This window comes from Enterobacter cloacae complex sp. 2024EL-00214 (assembly GCF_043945575.1).
In the GTDB taxonomy this organism is placed as follows: Bacteria; Pseudomonadota; Gammaproteobacteria; order Enterobacterales; family Enterobacteriaceae; genus Enterobacter; species Enterobacter cloacae_P.
The window spans coordinates 113,686-132,873 of sequence record NZ_JBIMRC010000015.1; the positions used below are offsets into that span (position 1 = coordinate 113,686).

16 protein-coding genes, 5 tRNA genes and 1 other RNA gene are annotated in these 19,188 nt (G+C 54.2%); 16 read left to right on the plus strand and 6 right to left on the minus strand.

The features are described from left to right. Positions 1–2: 2 nt before the first annotated feature. From ACHHZ6_RS16945 to ACHHZ6_RS16955, 3 genes are all read right to left on the minus strand, one after another. Positions 3–749: a sugar phosphate isomerase/epimerase gene (locus ACHHZ6_RS16945; RefSeq protein WP_182273043.1), complete on the minus strand. Its 747-nt coding sequence runs from the start codon at positions 747–749 to the stop codon at positions 3–5. Positions 750–853: 104 nt separating this feature from the next. Then, positions 854–1,870, minus strand: coding sequence for a LacI family DNA-binding transcriptional regulator (locus tag ACHHZ6_RS16950; protein WP_182919226.1), 1,017 nt, complete (start codon positions 1,868–1,870; stop codon positions 854–856). Between the two features lie 163 nt (positions 1,871–2,033). After that, the gene (locus ACHHZ6_RS16955; RefSeq protein ID WP_182273041.1) at positions 2,034–2,696 is read right to left on the minus strand and encodes an OmpA family lipoprotein; all 663 of its coding nucleotides are present in this window, start codon (positions 2,694–2,696) and stop codon (positions 2,034–2,036) included. A gap of 165 nt (positions 2,697–2,861) precedes the next feature. Here ACHHZ6_RS16955 and ACHHZ6_RS16960 point away from each other — a divergent pair, with 165 nt between their 5' ends. Next, on the plus strand, positions 2,862–5,189 hold the full coding sequence (locus ACHHZ6_RS16960; protein ID WP_182919227.1) for a molybdopterin guanine dinucleotide-containing S/N-oxide reductase: 2,328 nt from the start codon (positions 2,862–2,864) through the stop codon (positions 5,187–5,189). On the opposite strand, the gene ACHHZ6_RS16965 is transcribed toward ACHHZ6_RS16960, so the two are convergent. Both ACHHZ6_RS16965 and tag read right to left on the minus strand, forming a co-directional pair. Continuing rightward, positions 5,152–5,598: an N-acetyltransferase gene (locus ACHHZ6_RS16965; RefSeq protein ID WP_182273039.1), complete on the minus strand. Its 447-nt coding sequence runs from the start codon at positions 5,596–5,598 to the stop codon at positions 5,152–5,154. The two genes, ACHHZ6_RS16960 and ACHHZ6_RS16965, sit on opposite strands and share 38 nt — an antisense overlap. Further along, entirely contained in the window at positions 5,576–6,157 is a 582-nt protein-coding gene (gene tag / locus ACHHZ6_RS16970; RefSeq protein ID WP_182273038.1) for a DNA-3-methyladenine glycosylase I, read from the minus strand. Before tag ends, ACHHZ6_RS16965 begins: the two co-directional genes overlap by 23 nt. 160 nt (positions 6,158–6,317) lie before the next feature. Between tag and ACHHZ6_RS16975 the strand changes: the two genes are divergently transcribed. From ACHHZ6_RS16975 to dppF, 10 genes are all read left to right on the plus strand, one after another. Then, positions 6,318–7,016, plus strand: a complete 699-nt coding sequence (locus ACHHZ6_RS16975; protein ID WP_182273037.1) for an autotransporter domain-containing protein — start codon at positions 6,318–6,320, stop codon at positions 7,014–7,016. A gap of 238 nt (positions 7,017–7,254) precedes the next feature. Beyond that, positions 7,255–8,457 (plus strand): MFS transporter, encoded by a 1,203-nt coding sequence (locus ACHHZ6_RS16980; RefSeq protein ID WP_182919229.1) that lies wholly within the window; start codon positions 7,255–7,257, stop codon positions 8,455–8,457. Between the two features lie 264 nt (positions 8,458–8,721). Continuing rightward, the gene (eptB, locus tag ACHHZ6_RS16985; protein ID WP_182273035.1) at positions 8,722–10,413 is read left to right on the plus strand and encodes a kdo(2)-lipid A phosphoethanolamine 7''-transferase; all 1,692 of its coding nucleotides are present in this window, start codon (positions 8,722–8,724) and stop codon (positions 10,411–10,413) included. A gap of 91 nt (positions 10,414–10,504) precedes the next feature. Continuing rightward, positions 10,505–10,581: transfer RNA gene (locus tag ACHHZ6_RS16990), tRNA-Pro, on the plus strand. A gap of 33 nt (positions 10,582–10,614) precedes the next feature. Further along, positions 10,615–10,746: non-coding RNA, RtT sRNA (locus ACHHZ6_RS16995), on the plus strand. Between the two features lie 655 nt (positions 10,747–11,401). Then, positions 11,402–13,009, plus strand: coding sequence for a dipeptide ABC transporter periplasmic-binding protein DppA (gene dppA / locus ACHHZ6_RS17000; protein WP_182273034.1), 1,608 nt, complete (start codon positions 11,402–11,404; stop codon positions 13,007–13,009). A 161-nt stretch (positions 13,010–13,170) separates the two neighbouring features. Next, entirely contained in the window at positions 13,171–14,190 is a 1,020-nt protein-coding gene (dppB, locus tag ACHHZ6_RS17005) for a dipeptide ABC transporter permease DppB (protein ID WP_182273033.1), read from the plus strand. 9 nt (positions 14,191–14,199) lie between these two features. Next, the gene (gene dppC / locus ACHHZ6_RS17010) at positions 14,200–15,102 is read left to right on the plus strand and encodes a dipeptide ABC transporter permease DppC (protein ID WP_182273032.1); all 903 of its coding nucleotides are present in this window, start codon (positions 14,200–14,202) and stop codon (positions 15,100–15,102) included. Positions 15,103–15,112: 10 nt separating this feature from the next. Further along, a complete protein-coding gene (gene dppD, locus ACHHZ6_RS17015) occupies positions 15,113–16,096 on the plus strand; it encodes a dipeptide ABC transporter ATP-binding protein (protein ID WP_182919230.1) in 984 nt (327 codons plus the stop codon). Continuing rightward, positions 16,093–17,106: a dipeptide ABC transporter ATP-binding subunit DppF gene (gene dppF, locus ACHHZ6_RS17020; protein ID WP_182273030.1), complete on the plus strand. Its 1,014-nt coding sequence runs from the start codon at positions 16,093–16,095 to the stop codon at positions 17,104–17,106. The genes dppD and dppF overlap by 4 nt, the downstream gene beginning before the upstream one ends. Before the next feature lie 45 nt (positions 17,107–17,151). Here the strand turns inward: dppF and coaA are convergent, their stop codons facing one another. Further along, entirely contained in the window at positions 17,152–18,102 is a 951-nt protein-coding gene (gene coaA, locus ACHHZ6_RS17025) for a type I pantothenate kinase (RefSeq protein ID WP_220471157.1), read from the minus strand. Positions 18,103–18,419: 317 nt separating this feature from the next. On the opposite strand from coaA, the gene ACHHZ6_RS17030 reads away from it, so the two are divergent. From ACHHZ6_RS17030 to ACHHZ6_RS17050, 5 genes are all read left to right on the plus strand, one after another. Further along, a tRNA-Thr gene (locus ACHHZ6_RS17030) sits at positions 18,420–18,495 on the plus strand. Positions 18,496–18,503: 8 nt separating this feature from the next. Then, positions 18,504–18,588: transfer RNA gene (locus ACHHZ6_RS17035), tRNA-Tyr, on the plus strand. 117 nt (positions 18,589–18,705) lie between these two features. Then, a tRNA-Gly gene (locus ACHHZ6_RS17040) sits at positions 18,706–18,780 on the plus strand. 6 nt (positions 18,781–18,786) lie between these two features. Further along, positions 18,787–18,862, plus strand: a tRNA-Thr gene (locus ACHHZ6_RS17045). Between the two features lie 118 nt (positions 18,863–18,980). After that, positions 18,981–19,188: GTP-binding protein (locus ACHHZ6_RS17050; protein ID WP_021242225.1), on the plus strand; the 208-nt coding region annotated here is incomplete at its 3' end.

Consider the following 19,188-nt stretch of genomic DNA (forward strand, 5'->3'; position numbering starts at 1 on the left):
GTTTACTCCTCACGCAGCAGGTTTACGTAATGGCGGGTAACCGCGGTTAAATCCGCCCCTTCCAGCGGGAACTCGATACCACGCGGGGCATCGGCAGGCAGCTGATTGAGCAAATCCAGCCAGCGTGCGTCGGCGCGATCGGGCGCAACGGCACGGAACTGTGTCTTATGCGGCACGGCGGCTTTAACGTGGATATAGCTCACGGCGGGGGCCAGATGGTGTGCGGCTTCTTCCGGCGAGTCGCCGACCCACAGCCAGTTGCCCATATCGAACGTCAGCGTGACGGGCAATGCCATCTCCCGGCAGGCGGTCTGGAAGCGCTGCATGGGAGCAAGCTGGCCGCAGTCGGTCTGGTCGTTTTCGACCACCAGTGCCATACCGCTTTCATTGAGCAGCGTGCGCAACGCTTCAGGGGGGTTGCCGCTGAAATGACCCAGCGAAACCTTGAGCCACAGGGCGTTCAGCGTGCTGGCTTCGGAGAGATAGCGCGGCAGATCCGGGTTGAGCGTGCCGTCGGGCATAAACAGGGCGGCGGGCGCGGAATAACACGCGAGCAGTCCCAGCAGTTCAATTGATTCACCCAGCGCAGGCAGAGCCAGTAACTCCTCACTGTTGAACAGCTCGCGACGGATCTCTACGCCGTCGGCACCCGCACCGGCAATGACGGGAAGCATTGCCCGTTGACCGCCAGCCTGTCGCACCTGTTCCGCGCCATACGCGGCGGTGACTACCATTATTTTCCTGCTCATTACCCGACTCCATCACAACGCATCGATAGTATTACGCTAGGTGGAACCGGTTCCAAAGAAAAGCTCAGGATGTTGAATTTATGATCGGCATCACGAAGGGGAATTTAACGGGCAGTTGAGCCGCGAACGATCAGCTCGCCGGAGAAGACCTGCTCACGCACGGCGTCGCTGGCACCTTCAATGCGACGAACGACTTGTTCAACAGCGGCATAGCCGATCTGCCAGGTGGGCTGTTTGAGGGTGGTGATCCCCACTCCCGCCAGTTCCGCCCATTCGAGTTCATCAAACCCCAGCAGACCAATATCACTGCCCCAGTGCAGGCCAATGCGTTTCAGCGAGCGGGCGACCTGCAGCGTCAGCGCGCCGTTGGCGGAGATCACCGCTTTACGCATACCGCGATGTCGGGTGTGGAACTGACGAAGGGTATTGTCGAGCCGGTCGGCTTCGTGCAGAGGAATTTCAGCATTTTCAGCGATTACACCGGGAAAACGCGCTAACGTGGCACGAAATGCGCCCAGACGCTCACGACGGGTATTGACCATGCCCAGCGGTTCGCTCAGGAACAGGATCGCTTCGAAGCCCTGCTCGATAAGATGCTCGGTGGCGGTGGTGGCGGCCTGGGTGTTATCCAGCCCGACCACATCGCAGGCGAATTCCGGGATTTTACGGTCGATAAGCACCATTGGCAGGGAAGATTGCTGCAGTCTGTTCAGCCCCTCTTCGCGCATGCCCACGGCATTTACCACGATACCCTCCACCTGGTAACTGCGCAGCAGATCCAGGTAATGCAGCTCCTGGTCGACTTCGTTGTTGGTGTTACAGACCAGTGGCGTGAACCCTTTTTCCCGGCAGGCAGCTTCGATACCGCTCAGCACGTTAACGGAATAGGGGTTGGTAATGTCGGCGATGATAAGCCCGATAAGGCGGGTACGACCACGCTTAAGGCCACGGGCCATAAGGCTGGGGCGGTAGTCGAGATCGGCAATGGCTTGTTCAATACGTGCCAGTAGCGCATCGGAAAGCAGGTGTTTCTCGCCATTGAGATAGCGCGAAATGCTGGTTTTACCGGTTTTTGCGGCTTTCGCCACGTCGCTGATGGTGGCCCGTGCTGATTTGCTCATCGCTGATGTCCTTGTAGTGAGTGAGAACACCTTAGCGGGAAAATCAATGATGGCAAGTGGTTCATGTCGGAAGGTGCGGCTTGGTGCCCTCACCCCGACCCTCTCCCACGGGAGAGGGCGCAAACACTAAAAACGGCAACGAATGTTGCCGTTTTGCTTCCACCTACTGAACCGGGCTTAAGGTGATCTCTACGCGGCGGTTCTGCGCTTTACCTTCCGCCGTGCTGTTGCTGGCGATTGGGTTAGCCGGGCCCATACCGCGGGTGCGGATACGGTTCGCTTCAACACCCTGGGTGATGAGAGAGCTGGCCACGGAATCGGCACGCTGCTGAGACAGACGCATGTTCAGATCCTGGCTGCCAGTGCTGTCAGTGTAACCCATCACGTTTACGGCAGTCTTGTTGTACTCTTTCAGTACCATCGCCACGCCGGTCAGGGTGTTTGCGCCCGCAGGTTTCAGCGTTGCACTGCTGCTGTCGAAGGTCACGTTGTTTGGCATGTTCAGGATGATGTTATCGCCACTACGCGTCACACTTACACCTGTTCCCTGCATTTTCTCGCGCAGTTTCGCTTCCTGCACATCCATGTAATAACCTACGCCGCCGCCCAGTGCTGCACCTGCCGCTGCGCCAATCAGCGCGCCTTTACCGCGATCTTTCTTGGAGGAGGAAAGCGCGCCAACGCCAGCCCCTACCAGCGAGCCAATACCCGCGCCGATGCCGGATTTACCCGCTTCACGTTCGCCAGTGTAAGGGTTTGTTGTGCAGCCAGAAACAGCCAGGGCACCGCTCACCAGAGCGGCAATAACGAGTACGCGTTTTTTCATCTTATTTCCTTAATCCTTTTTATTCTTTGCCACGACGAGCGCGGCAGTTGATTATGACGTCCCGATACGGAAAAAATTCCGGGTATAACTCTGAAATTTGTGTCAAACCATAAACGCAGCCTCAATAAGAAGGCCGTAAACCTGCACGTAATCAGGAGCGCACGCTTGAGCACATCAACAAAAACGATTCTGACCGCCGCCCACTGGGGACCGATGCTGGTCGAAACGGATGGCGAGAATGTTCTGTCATCCCGTGGAGCATTACCCGGGCAATATCCCAACTCGTTACAGACTGTTGTGCGTGAGCAGGTGCATAGCAAAACCCGCGTGCGCTGGCCGATGGTACGTAAAGGATTTCTGGCATCGCCGGATAAGCCACAGGGTATTCGTGGCCAGGATGAGTTTGTCCGCGTGAGCTGGGATGATGCCCTTTCGCTGATCCATGCTCAGCATAAGCGTATCCGCGACAGCTACGGCCCGTCGTCCATTTTTGCCGGATCTTACGGCTGGCGTTCCAACGGTGTGCTGCATAAGGCCTCGACCCTGCTTCAGCGCTACATGAGCCTTGCCGGAGGTTATACCGGTCATCTGGGCGACTACTCTACCGGTGCGGTGCAGGCGATCATGCCGTATGTCGTGGGGGGAAATGAGGTTTACCAACAGCAGACCAGCTGGCCGCTGGTGCTGGAGCACACCGATGTGGTGGTGCTGTGGAGTGCCAACCCGCTTAATACGCTGAAAATTGCCTGGAATGCCACCGACGAGCAGGGCATCCCGTATTTTGACGCGCTGCGCAAAAGCGGTAAGCGCATCATTTGCATCGATCCGATGCGTTCCGAAACGATGGATTTCTTCGGCGATCGCGCCGAGTGGATTGCCCCACATATGGGCACCGACGTCGCACTGATGCTGGGGATCGCCCATACGCTGGTTGAGAATGGCTGGCTGGACGACGATTTCCTCGCGCGCTGTACCACCGGCTTTGACAAATTTGCCGATTACCTGACGGGCAACACCGACGGTGTGGTCAAAACGGCAGAGTGGGCGGCAGCAATTTGTGGCGTAGATGCCGCTAAAATTCGCGAACTGGCAGAATTGTTCCATAACAATACCACCATGCTGATGTCCGGCTGGGGGATGCAGCGCCAGCAGTTTGGCGAGCAGAAACACTGGATGCTGGTGACGCTGGCCGCAATGCTTGGGCAGATTGGGACCCCGGGTGGTGGTTTTGGGCTCTCTTATCACTTTGCTAATGGCGGTAACCCAACGCGTAAAGCGGCGGTGCTGGCCTCCATGCAGGGGGCGTTACAGGGTGGTGTGGACGCGGTCGATAAAATCCCGGTGGCACGTATTGTTGAAGCCCTGGAAAACCCGGGTGGGTTTTATCAGCACAACGGTCTGGATCGCCACTTCCCGGATATCCGCTTTGTCTGGTGGGCAGGCGGCGCGAACTTTACCCACCATCAGGATACTAACCGCCTGATCCGAGCCTGGCAGAAGCCGGAGCTGGTGGTGATCTCAGAATGCTTCTGGACTGCGTCGGCCAGACATGCCGATATTGTTTTGCCTGCCACCACCTCATTCGAACGTAACGATCTCACCATGACCGGCGATTACAGCAACCAGCACATGGTGCCGATGAAGCGTGTTGTGGCTCCACGGGATGAAGCGCGTGATGATTTTGATGTCTTTGCCGACCTGAGCGAACGCTGGGAAGCCGGCGGGCGCGAGCGTTTTACGGAGGGCAAAACGGAGCTGGAATGGCTGGAGACGTTCTACCAGATCGCCAGCCAGCGTGGTGCTTCTCAGGGGGTGACGTTACCGCCGTTTGCTGAGTTCTGGGAAGCGAACGACATCTTCGAAATGCCGGAGAGCGAGCAGAACGCGCAATTTGTGCGCTTCGCCGATTTCCGCCGCGACCCGCAGACCCATCCGCTGAAAACTGAGAGCGGGAAAATCGTGCTTTACAGCCAGCGTATCGCCAGCTTTGGCTATGCTGACTGTCCGCCGCATCCCACATGGCTGGAGCCGGACGAGTGGCACGGCAACGCTCAGACGGAGCAGCTCCAGGTGTTGTCTGCCCATCCGGCGCATCGCCTGCATAGCCAGCTTAACTATACGTCGCTACGCGAGCAGTACGCGGTTGCCGGGCGTGAGCCCGTCACCCTGCATACCGATGATGCCAAAGCGCGCGGGATTGCCGACGGCGACGTGGTGCGCGTCTGGAACTCGCGTGGACAGGTTCTGGCGGGGGCGGTAGTGAACGACGGGATTAAACCTGGTGTTATCTGTATTCACCAGGGGGCGTGGCCGGATCTGGCGCTGAGCGAAGGTGGCATTTGTAAAAACGGGGCGGTTAACGTGCTGACCAAAGATCTCCCCAGCTCGAAGCTGGGGAACGGGTGTGCGGGAAATACGGCACTGGCCTGGGTTGAGAAATACCAGGGGCCAGCGCTTACGTTAACGGCGTTTGATCCGCCTGCCAGCTCATGATCCACGTCGGGTGTTGGGTATCATCCTGCCAGGCGCTGTCTTCGATGCGAAAACCCTGAGCATGATAGAAATTTACCGCCCGGACATTTTTCTGGTACACCTCCAGGCTTAAATACGGGAAGCGCTGTTGAACATGGTTCAGCAGCGCCTGCCCAATCCCTTTCCCGATGAACGGCGTGGAGACAAACAGCGCACCCACAAATTGCGACTGCATGACGCTGATAAATCCGCGCGGTATACCGTCTTCCTCCCAGACCCAGGTTTCGGCGGCGGGCAGGTAAACATCCCGCACCATGCTTTCATTCTCTTTCCAGTAGTTTGCATTGATAAACGGATGCGCCTCCGTGGTGCTTTCAAGCCACAGACGCAGAAGCGGATCGGCATTATCACTTTGCCATTTGCGGATCATAGTGGCCCTCAGGATGACAGAAGCAGCCCGTAATGTGGTCGTTGACCAGCCCACAGGCCTGCATAAAGGAGTAACAGATGGTGGTGCCCACGAATTTAAAGCCGCGTTTTTTCAGCGCTTTAGAAAGGGCATCGGACGCGGGTGTGGAGGTTGGGATCTCCGCAAGCGTGGCAGCCTGTGTGATTTTTGGATCGTTATTCACAAATGACCAGACAAATTCCGAAAATGGCTCGCCGTTTTGCTCCATCGCAAGATATGCACGTGCGTTGCCGATAATGGCCTGGATCTTACCGCGATGGCGGATAATTCCGGCATCCAGCACCAGCCGCTCCACATCCTCGTCGGTCATCGCGGCGACCGTAGTGGGATCGAACTGGTGGAAGGCATTGCGGTAATTTTCCCGTTTTTTCAGTACCGTAATCCATGACAAACCCGCCTGCTGTCCCTCCAGGCAGATCATCTCAAAGAGCTTTTTACCGTCAGTTTCTGGCACGCCCCATTCCCGATCGTGATAGTCGATATAGAGCTGATCCTGGCTTACCCAACCGCAACGTTGCATAAGTTATCTCCCTTATTGATACTGAAATCGCAAATTTCAATCTGTCAGGCTTGACGTGTCTGCTAAAAAGACAATAGTTAATACAAGGCTATATGCCTTCAAACCTCTTCCTAAACAATGACAAATATCGCCGAATTCGGCTCTTTCTGGAGTCGCTTTGATGATGATAAAAAAAATCAGTGGCTGCCATGCTGTCTCTGGCCTGGTGGGGATCTCTGCCTGTTTGTTTTTTTGTAATACAGCGTCAGCCTGGCAACAGGAATATATCGTTTCAGACGCACAAAGTAATACGGCGGAACGCTATACATGGGATGCGGATCACCAACCGCGTTACGAGGAGATCCTCGCTGAGCGAATGAAGTCGTCGCAAAACATGCCCGGGTTTGCCCTGAACCTCCCTTCTGGTTCCTCTGCAGAGGACGGGATGAGCGTGGGCTGGAATTTCCCGGTGTCTGGCCATGTGACGACCGGCCCGGTGATGGGATGGCGTTATGACGGCTCCGCCCCCATGATGATTAATGAGTTTGGTGATGGTGTGACAACGCAGGCTTCCACCGATCCGCTCTGGCATGCCAGCGTGAGCACGCTTGGCTGGCGTGTGGATACGCAATATGGCGACCTTCACCCCTGGGCGCAGATTAGCGTTAACCAGCAGTTTGGTGTAAACCAGTGGAAATCCCAGTTTGGGATGCCGCAGACGCCCGCGCCCGCACAAAACGGGAGTTGGGTGGATGTGACGGTCGGAACGGATATCCCGTTGAACACGCATATGGCGGCCTATGCATCCTTAGCTCAGGGGGAAGGTACCGCGACGGGTGAGCAGTTTATGTATTCCCTGGGTGTGAGTGCTAATTTTTAGCGTTATCACTTTTTTCAACCTTACGATAACATCTTAAATACAATAACGGCGGGGATTGCAGCGATAGCGGTCACTAACACGCGATCGCTTCATTCCCCGGCAAGGTCATTCATTCCTGATTCCAGGCATTTCATTCCGTCTCTCCTGCATTTCATGCCGTTTTCCCCCAGTTGTTTTAAGGTTTTGTTTATCGTTGTCCTCAGCGAATTCCCTTAATTTCTCTTGCAGGACAACGGCCATGAACACATCAACTTATAACCGTACGCGTTGGCTGACGCTTTTTGGCACTATCGTCACCCAGTTTGCACTGGGGTCGGTCTATACCTGGAGCCTGTTTAATAGCGCGCTTTCCGATAAGATCGGTGCGCCGGTTAGCCAGGTCGCGTTCTCCTTCGGCTTGCTGAGCCTGGGGCTGGCACTTTCCTCTTCCATCGCAGGTAAACTGCAGGAGCGTTTCGGCGTTAAGCGTGTCACGATGGCTTCCGGGATCCTGTTGGGGGTGGGCTTTTTCCTCACGGCACATTCAAACAACCTGATGATGCTGTGGCTGAGCGCCGGGGTGCTGGTTGGGCTGGCGGACGGTGCGGGTTACCTGCTGACGCTGTCTAACTGCGTGAAGTGGTTCCCGGAGCGTAAAGGTTTAATCTCTGCGTTTGCTATCGGTTCTTATGGCCTGGGTAGCCTCGGGTTCAAATTTATCGACTCCCATCTTCTGGCCACCGTGGGCCTCGAAAAGACCTTCATGATCTGGGGCGTGATTGTGCTGGTGATGATTCTGTTCGGTGCAACGCTGATGAAAGATGCGCCTCAACAGGCAGTGAAAACCGTTAACGGCGTGGTGGAGAATGACTTCACGCTGGCTCAGTCCATGCGTAAGCCTCAATACTGGATGCTGGCGGTGATGTTCCTGACGGCGTGCATGAGCGGTCTGTATGTGATTGGTGTGGCAAAAGATATCGCTCAGGGGATGGTCAAACTGGATGCCGCGACGGCGGCCAATGCGGTGACCGTTATCTCCATCGCCAACCTTTCTGGTCGTCTGGTGCTGGGGATCCTGTCTGATAAGATTGCCCGTATCCGCGTTATTACGCTGGGGCAGGTGGTGTCACTGGTGGGCATGGCGGCTCTGTTGTTTGCACCCCTGAATGAAGCCACCTTCTTTGCGGCGATTGCCTGTGTGGCCTTTAACTTTGGCGGCACGATTACGGTCTTCCCGTCGCTGGTGAGCGAATTCTTTGGTCTGAATAACCTGGCGAAAAACTACGGTGTCATATACTTAGGCTTCGGTATCGGCAGTATTTGCGGTTCGCTTATTGCTTCGCTGTTCGGTGGGTTCTATGTGACGTTCTGCGTGATATTCGCCTTGTTAATTATTTCTCTGGCGCTGTCGACAACCATTCGCCAGCCGCAGCGCGAAATATTTAAAGAAGCGCATGCGTAATTTATGTATCTAAAAGGCCGGGGTTCCGGCCTTTTTTTTGTCTCTGAAAACGAAAGGGTTGAACACCACGTTCGGTTACGGATTTTCTTTTTTGTAAAAAACTGTCGCGATCACACACTCTGCTGCCACTTTTTCTTTCCCCTGTGGTCTACTTACCACGCTTGTAGACGTTTGCTGATAACGATCCCTGAAGCGAATATTTAAGCTGTTCACTTTTACTACAAAGGTGGATGGCGTTACTGTCCCTTTTTCCGGGTTGCTTGCATGAAATACATTAAATCGATGGCACAACAAAAGCTGAGTTTTTTGCTGGCGTTGTACATCGGCCTGTTTATGAATGGCGCAGTTTTCTTCCGTCGATTTGATGGATACGCGCAAGATTTTACCGTCTGGAAAGGAATTGCAGCGGTCGTCGAATTAGTCGCTGCGGTATTGGCTACATTCTGTTTGCTTCGTGTGCTTTCACTGTTTGGTCGACGCCTGTGGCGCGTACTGGCCTCATTTGTCGTGTTGTGCTCGGCGGGAGCCAGCTATTACATGACCTTTATGAACGTGGTGATTGGCTACGGCATTATTGCCTCGGTCATGACCACGGATATCGACTTGTCGAAAGAGGTGGTTGGCCTGCATTTTGTCCTCTGGGTGATTGCTGTCAGCGCCTTACCGTTGCTGCTTATCTGGAGTAACCGCTGCCGGTATACGCTGGTGCATCAACTTCGTACGCCCGGACAACGCATCCGAAGCGTTGCGCTGGTGCTGCTGGCCGGGCTGATGGTCTGGGGGCCGATTCGCCTGCTGGAAGTGAAGCAAAAATATGACGAGCGTACCTCTGGCGTTGATATGCCAAGCTATGGCGGTGTGGTCGCAAACTCTTATCTGCCGTCTAACTGGATCTCCGCGCTGGGGTTATACGCGTGGGCACAGGTGGATGAGTCTTCTGATAATAAATCGCTGATGAACCCGGCGAAGAAGTTTACCTATGAAGCGCCAAAAGATATCGATGACACCTACGTCGTCTTTATCATCGGTGAAACCACCCGCTGGGATCACATGGGGATCCTTGGTTACAACCGGGATACCACGCCGAAACTGGCGCAGGAGAAGAACCTGGTTGCCTATCGCGGCTATTCCTGCGACACCGCGACGAAGCTCTCCTTACGCTGCATGTTCGTGCGCGAGGGCGGGGCCAGTGATAACCCACAGCGTACGCTGAAAGAACAGAACGTCTTCTCCGTGCTGCGCCAGCTTGGGTTTACCTCTGATTTATACGCAATGCAAAGCGAGATGTGGTTCTACAGCAATACGATGGCACAGAACATTGCCTATCGTGAGCAAATAGGTGCTGAGCCGCGTAACCGCGGTAAGAACGTCGATGACATGCTGCTGATCGATGAGATGAAACTCTCCCTGAACGGTAACCCGAAGGGTAAGCATATGATTATCCTGCATACCAAAGGGTCGCACTTTAACTACACGCAGCGCTATCCACGCAGCTTTGCGAAATGGACGCCGGAGTGTGTCGGTGTGGATAAAGACTGCACCAAAGCGCAGCTGATCAACTCCTACGATAACTCGGTGACCTATGTTGACCACTTTATCGATACGGTGATTGACCAGGTTCGCGATAAGAAAGCGATTGTGTTCTATGCTGCAGACCACGGTGAATCCATTAATGAGTACGAGCACCTGCACGGTACGCCGCGCAAAATGGCACCGCCAGAGCAGTTCCGTGTACCGATGATGGTGTGGATGTCGGATAAGTATCTGGAAGACCCGGAGAAGGCGAAGATGTTTGCGCAGCTGAAGAAAGAAGCGGATATGAAGGTGCCACGTCGTCACGTTGAGCTGTACGACACCATTTTAGGCTGTCTGGGTTATACCTCCCCGAACGGCGGTATTAACGAAAATAATAACTGGTGCAAACTCCCCGGGAGCACCACGAAAGCCGCGCAATAGCGTGCCTGGCGAGTTTATCGCCAGTTGAATGGCTTTTTTAAATTAAGGGATTGACGGGGGTGCACCGGAGCAGTAAGATGCGCTCCGCATTCGGCGAGTAGCGCAGCTTGGTAGCGCAACTGGTTTGGGACCAGTGGGTCGGAGGTTCGAATCCTCTCTCGCCGACCACATTCGAAACCCTGCTCTTAGAGCAGGGTTTTTTGCTTCTGAAGCTTATGAGGATGAGAATCTCCGGGGAAGGAGGTTCGACTCGAGCAAAGCGAGAGAACGTTGCTTTAGCAACGGCCCGAAGGGTGAGCCACGCAGTGGCGAGTCATCCTCTCTCGCCGACCACATTCGAAACCCTGCTCTTAGAGCAGGGTTTTTTGCTTTTAAAAAAGGGCTAACCGTAAGGCTGGCTCTTTTTACATTAGAGCGTTACTCATCCTGACTTGCCAAAACATCCCTTATCCCTGCGTCTCCCTGCCTGTTAATGATTTTGTGACATAATCCATTGTATTTTTTTATATATAGATTGATCTTTTTTCGCGTTGCTTATGGATAACCTCAGCATTTTTCGCTGTGCGTTTTAACGTTCGCGGAATTTAGTGCTCAGATAATCACCATTCTGCAAGAAAGTTTACTCAATCTGCATAAAAGTTAATCACTGGATGTTGCGAAATATGAAGATATTTGTGCTGCAACATGGCGAGTAGCATAAATTTCCCTGCTGAAAACGGGTGCCCAAAGTTTTTTTAATCTTTGTTTGCTGTTTCTCACACTCCGCGTAAATCCTGGTCACCTGTATTGACGTTTTCACATTCTGTTGACAGATTGTAGGGCACGAGGGGCATTTCAGGGAGGATCTGCGCTGCAACTCAAACGCACTTCTGAAAGGATTCTCCATCCCTTTAACGCCTTCGGGCACCACCGACCAGACCGGGTAAAAAATAAATAAAGGTCAGGCGGCGTAACACAACAAAGCAAAACATCACATTGGAGCAGAATAATGAGTATTTCCTTGAAGAAGTCAGGGATGCTGAAGCTTGGTCTGAGCCTGGTGGCCATGACCGTCGCAGCAAGCGTACAGGCAAAAACCCTGGTTTACTGTTCTGAAGGCTCGCCGGAAGGCTTTAACCCACAGCTGTTTACCTCTGGCACCACGTACGATGCCAGCTCCGTACCGATCTATAACCGTCTGGTTGAATTCAAAACCGGTACCACGGAAGTGATCCCAGGTCTGGCTGAGAAGTGGGATGTTAGTGCAGACGGTAAAACCTATACCTTCCACCTGCGCCAGGGCGTGAAGTGGCAGGACAGCAAAGAATTCAAACCAACCCGCGACTTTAACGCCGACGACGTTGTGTTCTCCTTCGACCGTCAGAAAAACGCGCAAAACCCGTACCACAAAGTGTCTGGCGGCAGCTATGAATACTTCGAAGGGATGGGTCTGCCAGATCTGATCTCTGAAGTGAAAAAAGTGGACGATAAAACCGTTCAGTTCGTGCTGACTCGCCCGGAAGCCCCATTCCTGGCTGACCTGGCAATGGACTTCGCCTCTATTCTGTCTAAAGAGTACGCGGACAACATGCTGAAAGCCGGTACGCCGGAAAAAGTGGACCTGGATCCAATCGGTACTGGCCCGTTCCAGCTGCTGCAGTACCAGAAAGACTCCCGTATTCTGTATAAAGCCTTCCCGGGTTACTGGGGCACTAAGCCGAAGATTGACCGTCTGGTCTTCTCCATTACGCCTGATGCGTCTGTACGTTACGCAAAACTGCAGAAAAACGAATGCCAGGTTATGCCATACCCGAACCCGGCAGATATCGCTCGCATGAAGCAGGATAAAAATATCAACCTGCTGGAGCAGGCTGGCCTGAACGTGGGCTATCTCTCCTTCAACACCGAGAAAAAACCGTTTGATGACGTGAAAGTGCGTCAGGCGCTGACCTACGCGGTCAACAAAGAAGCGATCATCAAGGCGGTTTACCAGGGCGCGGGCGTTGCGGCTAAAAACCTGATCCCGCCAACCATGTGGGGCTATAACAACGACGTTAAAGACTACAGCTACGATCCTGAGAAAGCGAAAGCGCTGCTGAAAGAAGCAGGCCAGGATAAAGGCTTTACCGTTGAACTGTGGGCGATGCCGGTACAGCGTCCGTACAACCCGAACGCACGCCGTATGGCTGAAATGGTGCAGGCTGACTGGGCTAAGATCGGTGTTCAGGCCAAGATTGTGACCTACGAGTGGGGCGAGTATCTGAAACGCGCCAAAGCGGGTGAGCATCAGGCGGTAATGATGGGCTGGACCGGTGATAACGGGGATCCAGATAACTTCTTCGCCACCCTGTTCAGCTGTGCGGCTGCGAAAGACGGTTCTAACTACTCTCGCTGGTGCTACAAGCCGTTTGAAGACCTGATCCAGCCGGCGCGTGCGACCGACGATCACAACAAACGTATTGAACTGTACAAGCAGGCTCAGGTTGTTATGCACGACCAGGCTCCGGCGCTGATTGTGGCTCACTCCACCGTGTACGAACCAGTGCGTAAAGAAGTCAAAGGCTACGTGGTTGATCCACTGGGCAAACACCACTTCGAAAACGTGTCTGTTGAATAATACGTAGGGTGTTCTCCCTCTCCCTTTGGGAGAGGGCAGGGGTGAGGGGCGTGCATGCATCCCCTCACCCTAACCCTCTTCGGAAGGAAGAGGGTATTTACATTTGTGAGCAATACAGACGTCACGCCATTGGTCGTGCGTTATCAGAGAGAATCCGGGTTATGTTGCAGTTCATCCTCCGACGTCTGGGACTTGTTATCCCCACGTTTATCGGTATCACCCTTCTCACTTTTGCCTTCGTCCATATGATCCCCGGCGACCCGGTAATGATTATGGCGGGTGAGCGTGGTATTTCCCCTGAACGCCATGCACAGCTGCTGGCCGAGCTTGGCCTGAACAAGCCGCTGTGGCAGCAATACCTCAACTATATCTGGGGTGTGTTGCACGGTGATTTAGGCATTTCCCTGAAAAGCCGCCTTCCGGTGTGGGACGAGTTTGTGCCGCGTTTTAAAGCGACGCTGGAACTCGGCGTCTGCGCCATGATTTTTGCCACCGCAGTAGGCATTCCTGTTGGGGTATTAGCCGCTGTTAAGCGTGGCTCGATCTTCGACCATACTGCGGTGGGTCTGGCGTTGACCGGTTACTCCATGCCTATCTTCTGGTGGGGCATGATGCTGATTATGCTGGTCTCGGTGCAGCTTAACCTGACACCGGTGTCCGGGCGCGTCAGCGATATGGTCTTCCTTGATGACTCCAACCCGCTGACCGGTTTTATGCTGATTGATACGGCTATCTGGGGTGAAGAGGGTAACTTCATTGATGCGCTGGCGCACATGATCCTGCCTGCGATGGTGCTGGGCACCATTCCTCTGGCGGTGATCGTGCGTATGACCCGTTCATCGATGCTGGAAGTGCTGGGCGAAGATTATATCCGTACCGCGCGCGCCAAAGGCCTGACCCGTATGCGTGTCATTATCGTCCACGCGCTGCGTAACGCCATGCTGCCGGTGGTGACCGTTATCGGTTTGCAGGTAGGGACGTTGCTGGCAGGGGCGATCCTGACGGAAACCATCTTCTCCTGGCCGGGCCTCGGACGCTGGCTGATTGACGCACTGCAACGCCGTGACTATCCGGTTGTGCAGGGCGGTGTATTGCTGGTCGCGACGATGATTATCCTCGTCAACCTGCTGGTCGATTTGCTGTACGGCGTGGTGAACCCGCGTATTCGTCATAAGAAGTAAGGGGCCATCATGTCACTCGTTACTGAAAACAAAGTTGTTGCTGCACCGGTGCCAATGACGCCGCTGCAGGAGTTCTGGCACTACTTCAAGCGTAATAAAGGCGCGGTAGTAGGGCTGGTGTATGTCACCATCATGATCCTGATTGCGGTGTTTGCTAACGTGCTCGCACCCTATAACCCGGCGGATCAGTTCCGTGACGCGCTGCTGTCACCTCCGGCCTGGCAGGAGGGTGGTAGCCTGACGCACCTGCTGGGTACTGACGACGTAGGTCGTGATGTGTTGTCGCGTCTGATGTACGGTGCGCGTCTGTCGCTGCTGGTCGGTTGTCTGGTGGTGGTACTGTCGCTGGTCATGGGCATTGTGCTCGGTCTGGTTGCCGGTTACTTCGGCGGTATCGTTGATAACATCATCATGCGTATCGTCGACATCATGCTGGCACTGCCAAGCCTGCTGCTGGCGCTGGTGCTGGTGGCGATATTCGGCCCGTCTATTGGTAACGCCGCGCTTGCGCTGACCTTTGTGGCACTTCCTCACTACGTGCGTTTAACCCGTGCGGCGGTGCTGGTGGAAGTACACCGGGACTACGTGACGGCATCTCGCGTGGCGGGTGCGGGGGCGATGCGTCAGATGTTCGTTAACATTTTCCCGAACTGCCTTGCGCCGCTGATCGTTCAGGCATCGCTCGGTTTCTCTAACGCCATTCTTGATATGGCCGCTCTTGGCTTCCTGGGCATGGGTGCGCAGCCGCCAACACCGGAGTGGGGCACCATGCTCTCCGATGTGTTGCAGTTCGCACAAAGCGCCTGGTGGGTTGTCACCTTCCCGGGTCTGGCGATCCTGCTGACGGTGCTGGCATTTAACCTGATGGGTGATGGTCTGCGTGATGCACTTGATCCCAAACTGAAGCAGTAAGAGGCACGAGATGGCGTTATTAAATGTAGATAAATTATCGGTGCACTTCGGCGACGAAGGCACACCGTTTCGCGCCGTGGACCGCATCAGCTACAGCGTAAATCAGGGCGAAGTGGTCGGTATTGTTGGGGAGTCGGGTTCCGGTAAATCTGTCAGTTCGCTGGCGATTATGGGGCTGATTGATTATCCCGGTCGCGTGATGGCCGAAAGTCTGGAGTTTAACGGTCAGGATCTGAAGCGCATTTCTGAAAAACAACGCCGCCAGCTGGTGGGCGCAGAAGTGGCGATGATCTTCCAGGACCCGATGACCAGCCTGAATCCGTGCTACACCGTCGGTTTCCAGATTATGGAAGCCATTAAGGTGCATCAGGGCGGTAACAAGAAAACCCGTCGTCAGCGCGCTATCGATCTGCTGACGCAGGTCGGTATTCCTGACCCGGCATCGCGTCTGGATGTATACCCGCATCAGCTGTCCGGCGGGATGAGCCAGCGCGTGATGATTGCAATGGCGATCGCCTGTCGGCCAAAACTGCTGATTGCGGATGAACCGACAACTGCGCTGGACGTCACCATTCAGGCGCAAATTATCGAGCTGTTACTGGAACTGCAGCAGAAAGAGAACATGGCGCTGGTGCTGATTACGCACGATCTGGCGCTGGTGGCTGAAGCGGCACACAAAATCATCGTGATGTATGCCGGCCAGGTGGTCGAGACCGGGAGTTCGCACGATATCTTCCGCGCGCCGCGTCATCCGTATACCCAGGCACTTTTACGTGCGCTGCCGGAGTTTGCCCAGGACAAAGCGCGTCTGGCCTCGCTGCCGGGTGTGGTACCGGGTAAATATGACCGTCCACAGGGCTGTCTGCTTAACCCGCGCTGCCCGTATGCGACGGACAAATGTCGTGCGCAAGAGCCAGAGCTGAACCTGTTGGCTGACGGTCGTCAGTCGAAATGCCACTACCCACTCGATGATGCCGGGAGGCCAACACTATGAGTACGCAACAGGCCACCACGCAACAACCGCTGTTGCAGGCTATCGACCTGAAAAAACACTACCCGGTGAAGAAGGGGCTATTTGCCCCTGAGCGCCTGGTGAAAGCGCTGGATGGCGTCTCCTTTACCCTTGAGCGCGGTAAAACGCTGGCGGTGGTTGGGGAGTCCGGCTGTGGGAAATCCACGCTGGGCCGTCTGTTGACGATGATTGAAACGCCAACCGGCGGTGAGCTTTACTATCAGGGACAGGATCTGCTTAAGCACGATCCGCAGGCACAGAAGCTGCGTCGTCAGAAAATCCAGATTGTGTTCCAGAACCCGTACGGTTCCCTGAACCCGCGTAAAAAAGTGGGTCAAATCCTGGAAGAGCCGTTGCAGATAAACACCAGCCTGAGCAAAGAGCAGCGTCGTGAAAAAGCGCTGGCGATGATGGCGAAAGTCGGCCTTAAAACCGAACATTACGATCGCTACCCGCATATGTTCTCCGGCGGCCAGCGTCAGCGTATCGCTATCGCCCGTGGTCTGATGCTCGACCCGGATGTGGTGATTGCTGATGAACCGGTTTCCGCGCTCGACGTCTCCGTGCGTGCGCAGGTACTGAACCTGATGATGGATCTGCAGCAAGAACTGGGCCTGTCGTACGTGTTCATTTCGCACGACCTGTCGGTTGTTGAGCACATTGCTGACGAAGTGATGGTGATGTACTTAGGGCGCTGCGTGGAGAAGGGGACGAAAGACCAGATCTTTAATAACCCTCGTCATCCGTATACTCAGGCGCTGCTGTCTGCGACTCCGCGCCTGAATCCGGACGATCGTCGTGAGCGAATTAAGCTGACGGGTGAATTACCAAGCCCGCTGAATCCGCCTCCGGGATGTGCATTCAACGCCCGTTGCCGCCGCCGTTTTGGCCCCTGCACACAGTTGCAGCCACAGCTGAAGGATTATGGCGGTCAACTGGTGGCGTGCTTTGCCGTTGATCAGGACGAAAATGGCGAAAAGCCGCATGCCTGAAGTAAAAAACCGGCGTTAAGCGCCGGTTTTTTTATGTCTGCTTTATTATTTCCGCAAACGAATCTGGTCGACAGCATGTTTCTCACTTTTGGTGAGGATCAGGCTGGCGCGCTCGCGCGTCGGCAGGATGTTCTCTTTCAGGTTCACGTAGTTGATCTCATTCCATAACCCTGTTGCCACATTGATGGCCTCTTCTTTAGAGAGCTGGGCGTAGTTGTGGAAATAAGAGTCGGGATCGGTAAACGCCCCTTCGCGGAACTTCAGGAAGCGGTTTATATACCAGTTTTGCAGTAAATCTTCCGGCGCATCGACATAAATAGAGAAGTCGACAAAATCGGAGACAAAGACATGATGCGGATCGTGAGGATAATCCATTCCGCTCTGCAGCACGTTTAACCCTTCCAGAATCAGGATATCCGGCTGGGCCACCGTTTTGTCGCCGTCAGGGATGCGGTCATAAATCAGGTGCGAGTAGACCGGCGCGGTCACGCTCGGCACGCCTGATTTCAGATCAGAAACGAATTTCACCAGGCGGTGCATATCATAAGAGAGCGGGAAGCCCTTCTTCTTCATCAGGCCGCGTTCTTTTAACACTTCGTTCGGGTGCAGGAAGCCGTCGGTTGTGATCAGCTCCACGCTGCGGTGTTCTGGCCAGCGGCTCAGCAACGCCTGTAGCACGCGCGCGGTGGTACTTTTTCCTACGGCAACGCTGCCCGCAATACTGATGATATAAGGAATGCGTTGCCCGTTTGTTCCGAGGAACTGCTCAAGTACCGCCTGGCGACGCAGGTTAGAGCTGATATAGAAGTTAAGCAAACGAGATAATGGTAAATAGATTTCTGCCACTTCTTCCAGGGACAGATCTTCATTTATCCCTTTTAACCGTGCGATTTCGCCTTCCGTCAGCGTCATAGGGACGGAATCACGCAGGGCAGCCCACTGGCTGCGGTTAAAGTGAAGATAAGGTGTCATTAACGGTTGCTCTTTTTTGCTCATAAGCATGCTTCGGTGAACCATCACAAAACAGCCGGGCGATAGCTCATCACATAGTTAATTTTGGACAATGGGCAGGAGGTTAACACCAGATGACAGGAATAATAAGAAAAAATATGGGAAGCGGTGCGTTACGCGGGAGCCATCACGCTACGGTATATACGGTGTAAATCGGGCTTTGATGTTGAATTTTTGACCGCGAGTGAGTGAATTTACAGCGCTTAACCCTTCTTTCGCATAAAATGTGAGCGAAAGAACGTTTTATGCGATTTTTTAGTTGCATGACTGCGCATGTCTCCATAGAATGCGCGCTACTTGATGCCGACTTAGCTCAGTAGGTAGAGCAACTGACTTGTAATCAGTAGGTCACCAGTTCGATTCCGGTAGTCGGCACCATCAAGTCCGGTGGGGTTCCCGAGCGGCCAAAGGGAGCAGACTGTAAATCTGCCGTCACAGACTTCGAAGGTTCGAATCCTTCCCCCACCACCACTTTCTGGCAGCGTAAATGCCGCCGGAGCTGGTTTAAAAAATGAATCAGCTCGAACATGAAAAGAGAGAAATCTCTTTTTTTGTTACAGAAAGAACTGGGTAGCCGAGTTTCAGGATGCGGGCATCGTATAATGGCTATTACCTCAGCCTTCCAAGCTGATGATGCGGGTTCGATTCCCGCTGCCCGCTCCAATACGTGCTGATATGGCTCAGTTGGTAGAGCGCACCCTTGGTAAGGGTGAGGTCCCCAGTTCGACTCTGGGTATCAGCACCACTTCACTTCTCCCTCCCGTTTCTCTCTGTTTCAATGTAAATGTATTCAACAGTTCAGGCATTTCGCCTGGTTGATGTGGTGATATCACCGATTTATCCGTGTCTTAGAGGGACAATCGATGTCTAAAGAAAAGTTTGAACGTACAAAACCGCACGTTAACGTCGGTACTATCGGCCACGTTGACCATGGTAAAACAACGCTGACCGCTGCAATCACTACCGTTCTGGCAAAAACCTACGGTGGTTCTGCTCGTGCATTCGACCAGATCGATAACGCACCAGAAGAAAAAGCTCGTGGTATCACCATCAACACTTCCCACGTTGAAT

What these genes read in the sequence shown, in the direction of transcription:
- dppA (WP_182273034.1), top strand. Translation starts at nt 11,402, where the DNA reads ATGAGTATTTCCTTGAAGAAGTCAGGGATGCTGAAGCTTGGTCTGAGC.
- dppD (WP_182919230.1), top strand. Translation starts at nt 15,113, where the DNA reads ATGGCGTTATTAAATGTAGATAAATTATCGGTGCACTTCGGCGACGAA.
- ACHHZ6_RS16980 (WP_182919229.1), top strand. Translation starts at nt 7,255, where the DNA reads ATGAACACATCAACTTATAACCGTACGCGTTGGCTGACGCTTTTTGGC.
- ACHHZ6_RS16950 (WP_182919226.1), bottom strand. Translation starts at nt 1,870, where the DNA reads ATGAGCAAATCAGCACGGGCCACCATCAGCGACGTGGCGAAAGCCGCA.
- ACHHZ6_RS16945 (WP_182273043.1), bottom strand. Translation starts at nt 749, where the DNA reads ATGAGCAGGAAAATAATGGTAGTCACCGCCGCGTATGGCGCGGAACAG.
- eptB (WP_182273035.1), top strand. Translation starts at nt 8,722, where the DNA reads ATGAAATACATTAAATCGATGGCACAACAAAAGCTGAGTTTTTTGCTG.
- ACHHZ6_RS16975 (WP_182273037.1), top strand. Translation starts at nt 6,318, where the DNA reads ATGATGATAAAAAAAATCAGTGGCTGCCATGCTGTCTCTGGCCTGGTG.
- coaA (WP_220471157.1), bottom strand. Translation starts at nt 18,102, where the DNA reads ATGAGCAAAAAAGAGCAACCGTTAATGACACCTTATCTTCACTTTAAC.
- ACHHZ6_RS16955 (WP_182273041.1), bottom strand. Translation starts at nt 2,696, where the DNA reads ATGAAAAAACGCGTACTCGTTATTGCCGCTCTGGTGAGCGGTGCCCTG.
- dppF (WP_182273030.1), top strand. Translation starts at nt 16,093, where the DNA reads ATGAGTACGCAACAGGCCACCACGCAACAACCGCTGTTGCAGGCTATC.
- dppB (WP_182273033.1), top strand. Translation starts at nt 13,171, where the DNA reads ATGTTGCAGTTCATCCTCCGACGTCTGGGACTTGTTATCCCCACGTTT.
- dppC (WP_182273032.1), top strand. Translation starts at nt 14,200, where the DNA reads ATGTCACTCGTTACTGAAAACAAAGTTGTTGCTGCACCGGTGCCAATG.
- ACHHZ6_RS16965 (WP_182273039.1), bottom strand. Translation starts at nt 5,598, where the DNA reads ATGATCCGCAAATGGCAAAGTGATAATGCCGATCCGCTTCTGCGTCTG.
- tag (WP_182273038.1), bottom strand. Translation starts at nt 6,157, where the DNA reads ATGCAACGTTGCGGTTGGGTAAGCCAGGATCAGCTCTATATCGACTAT.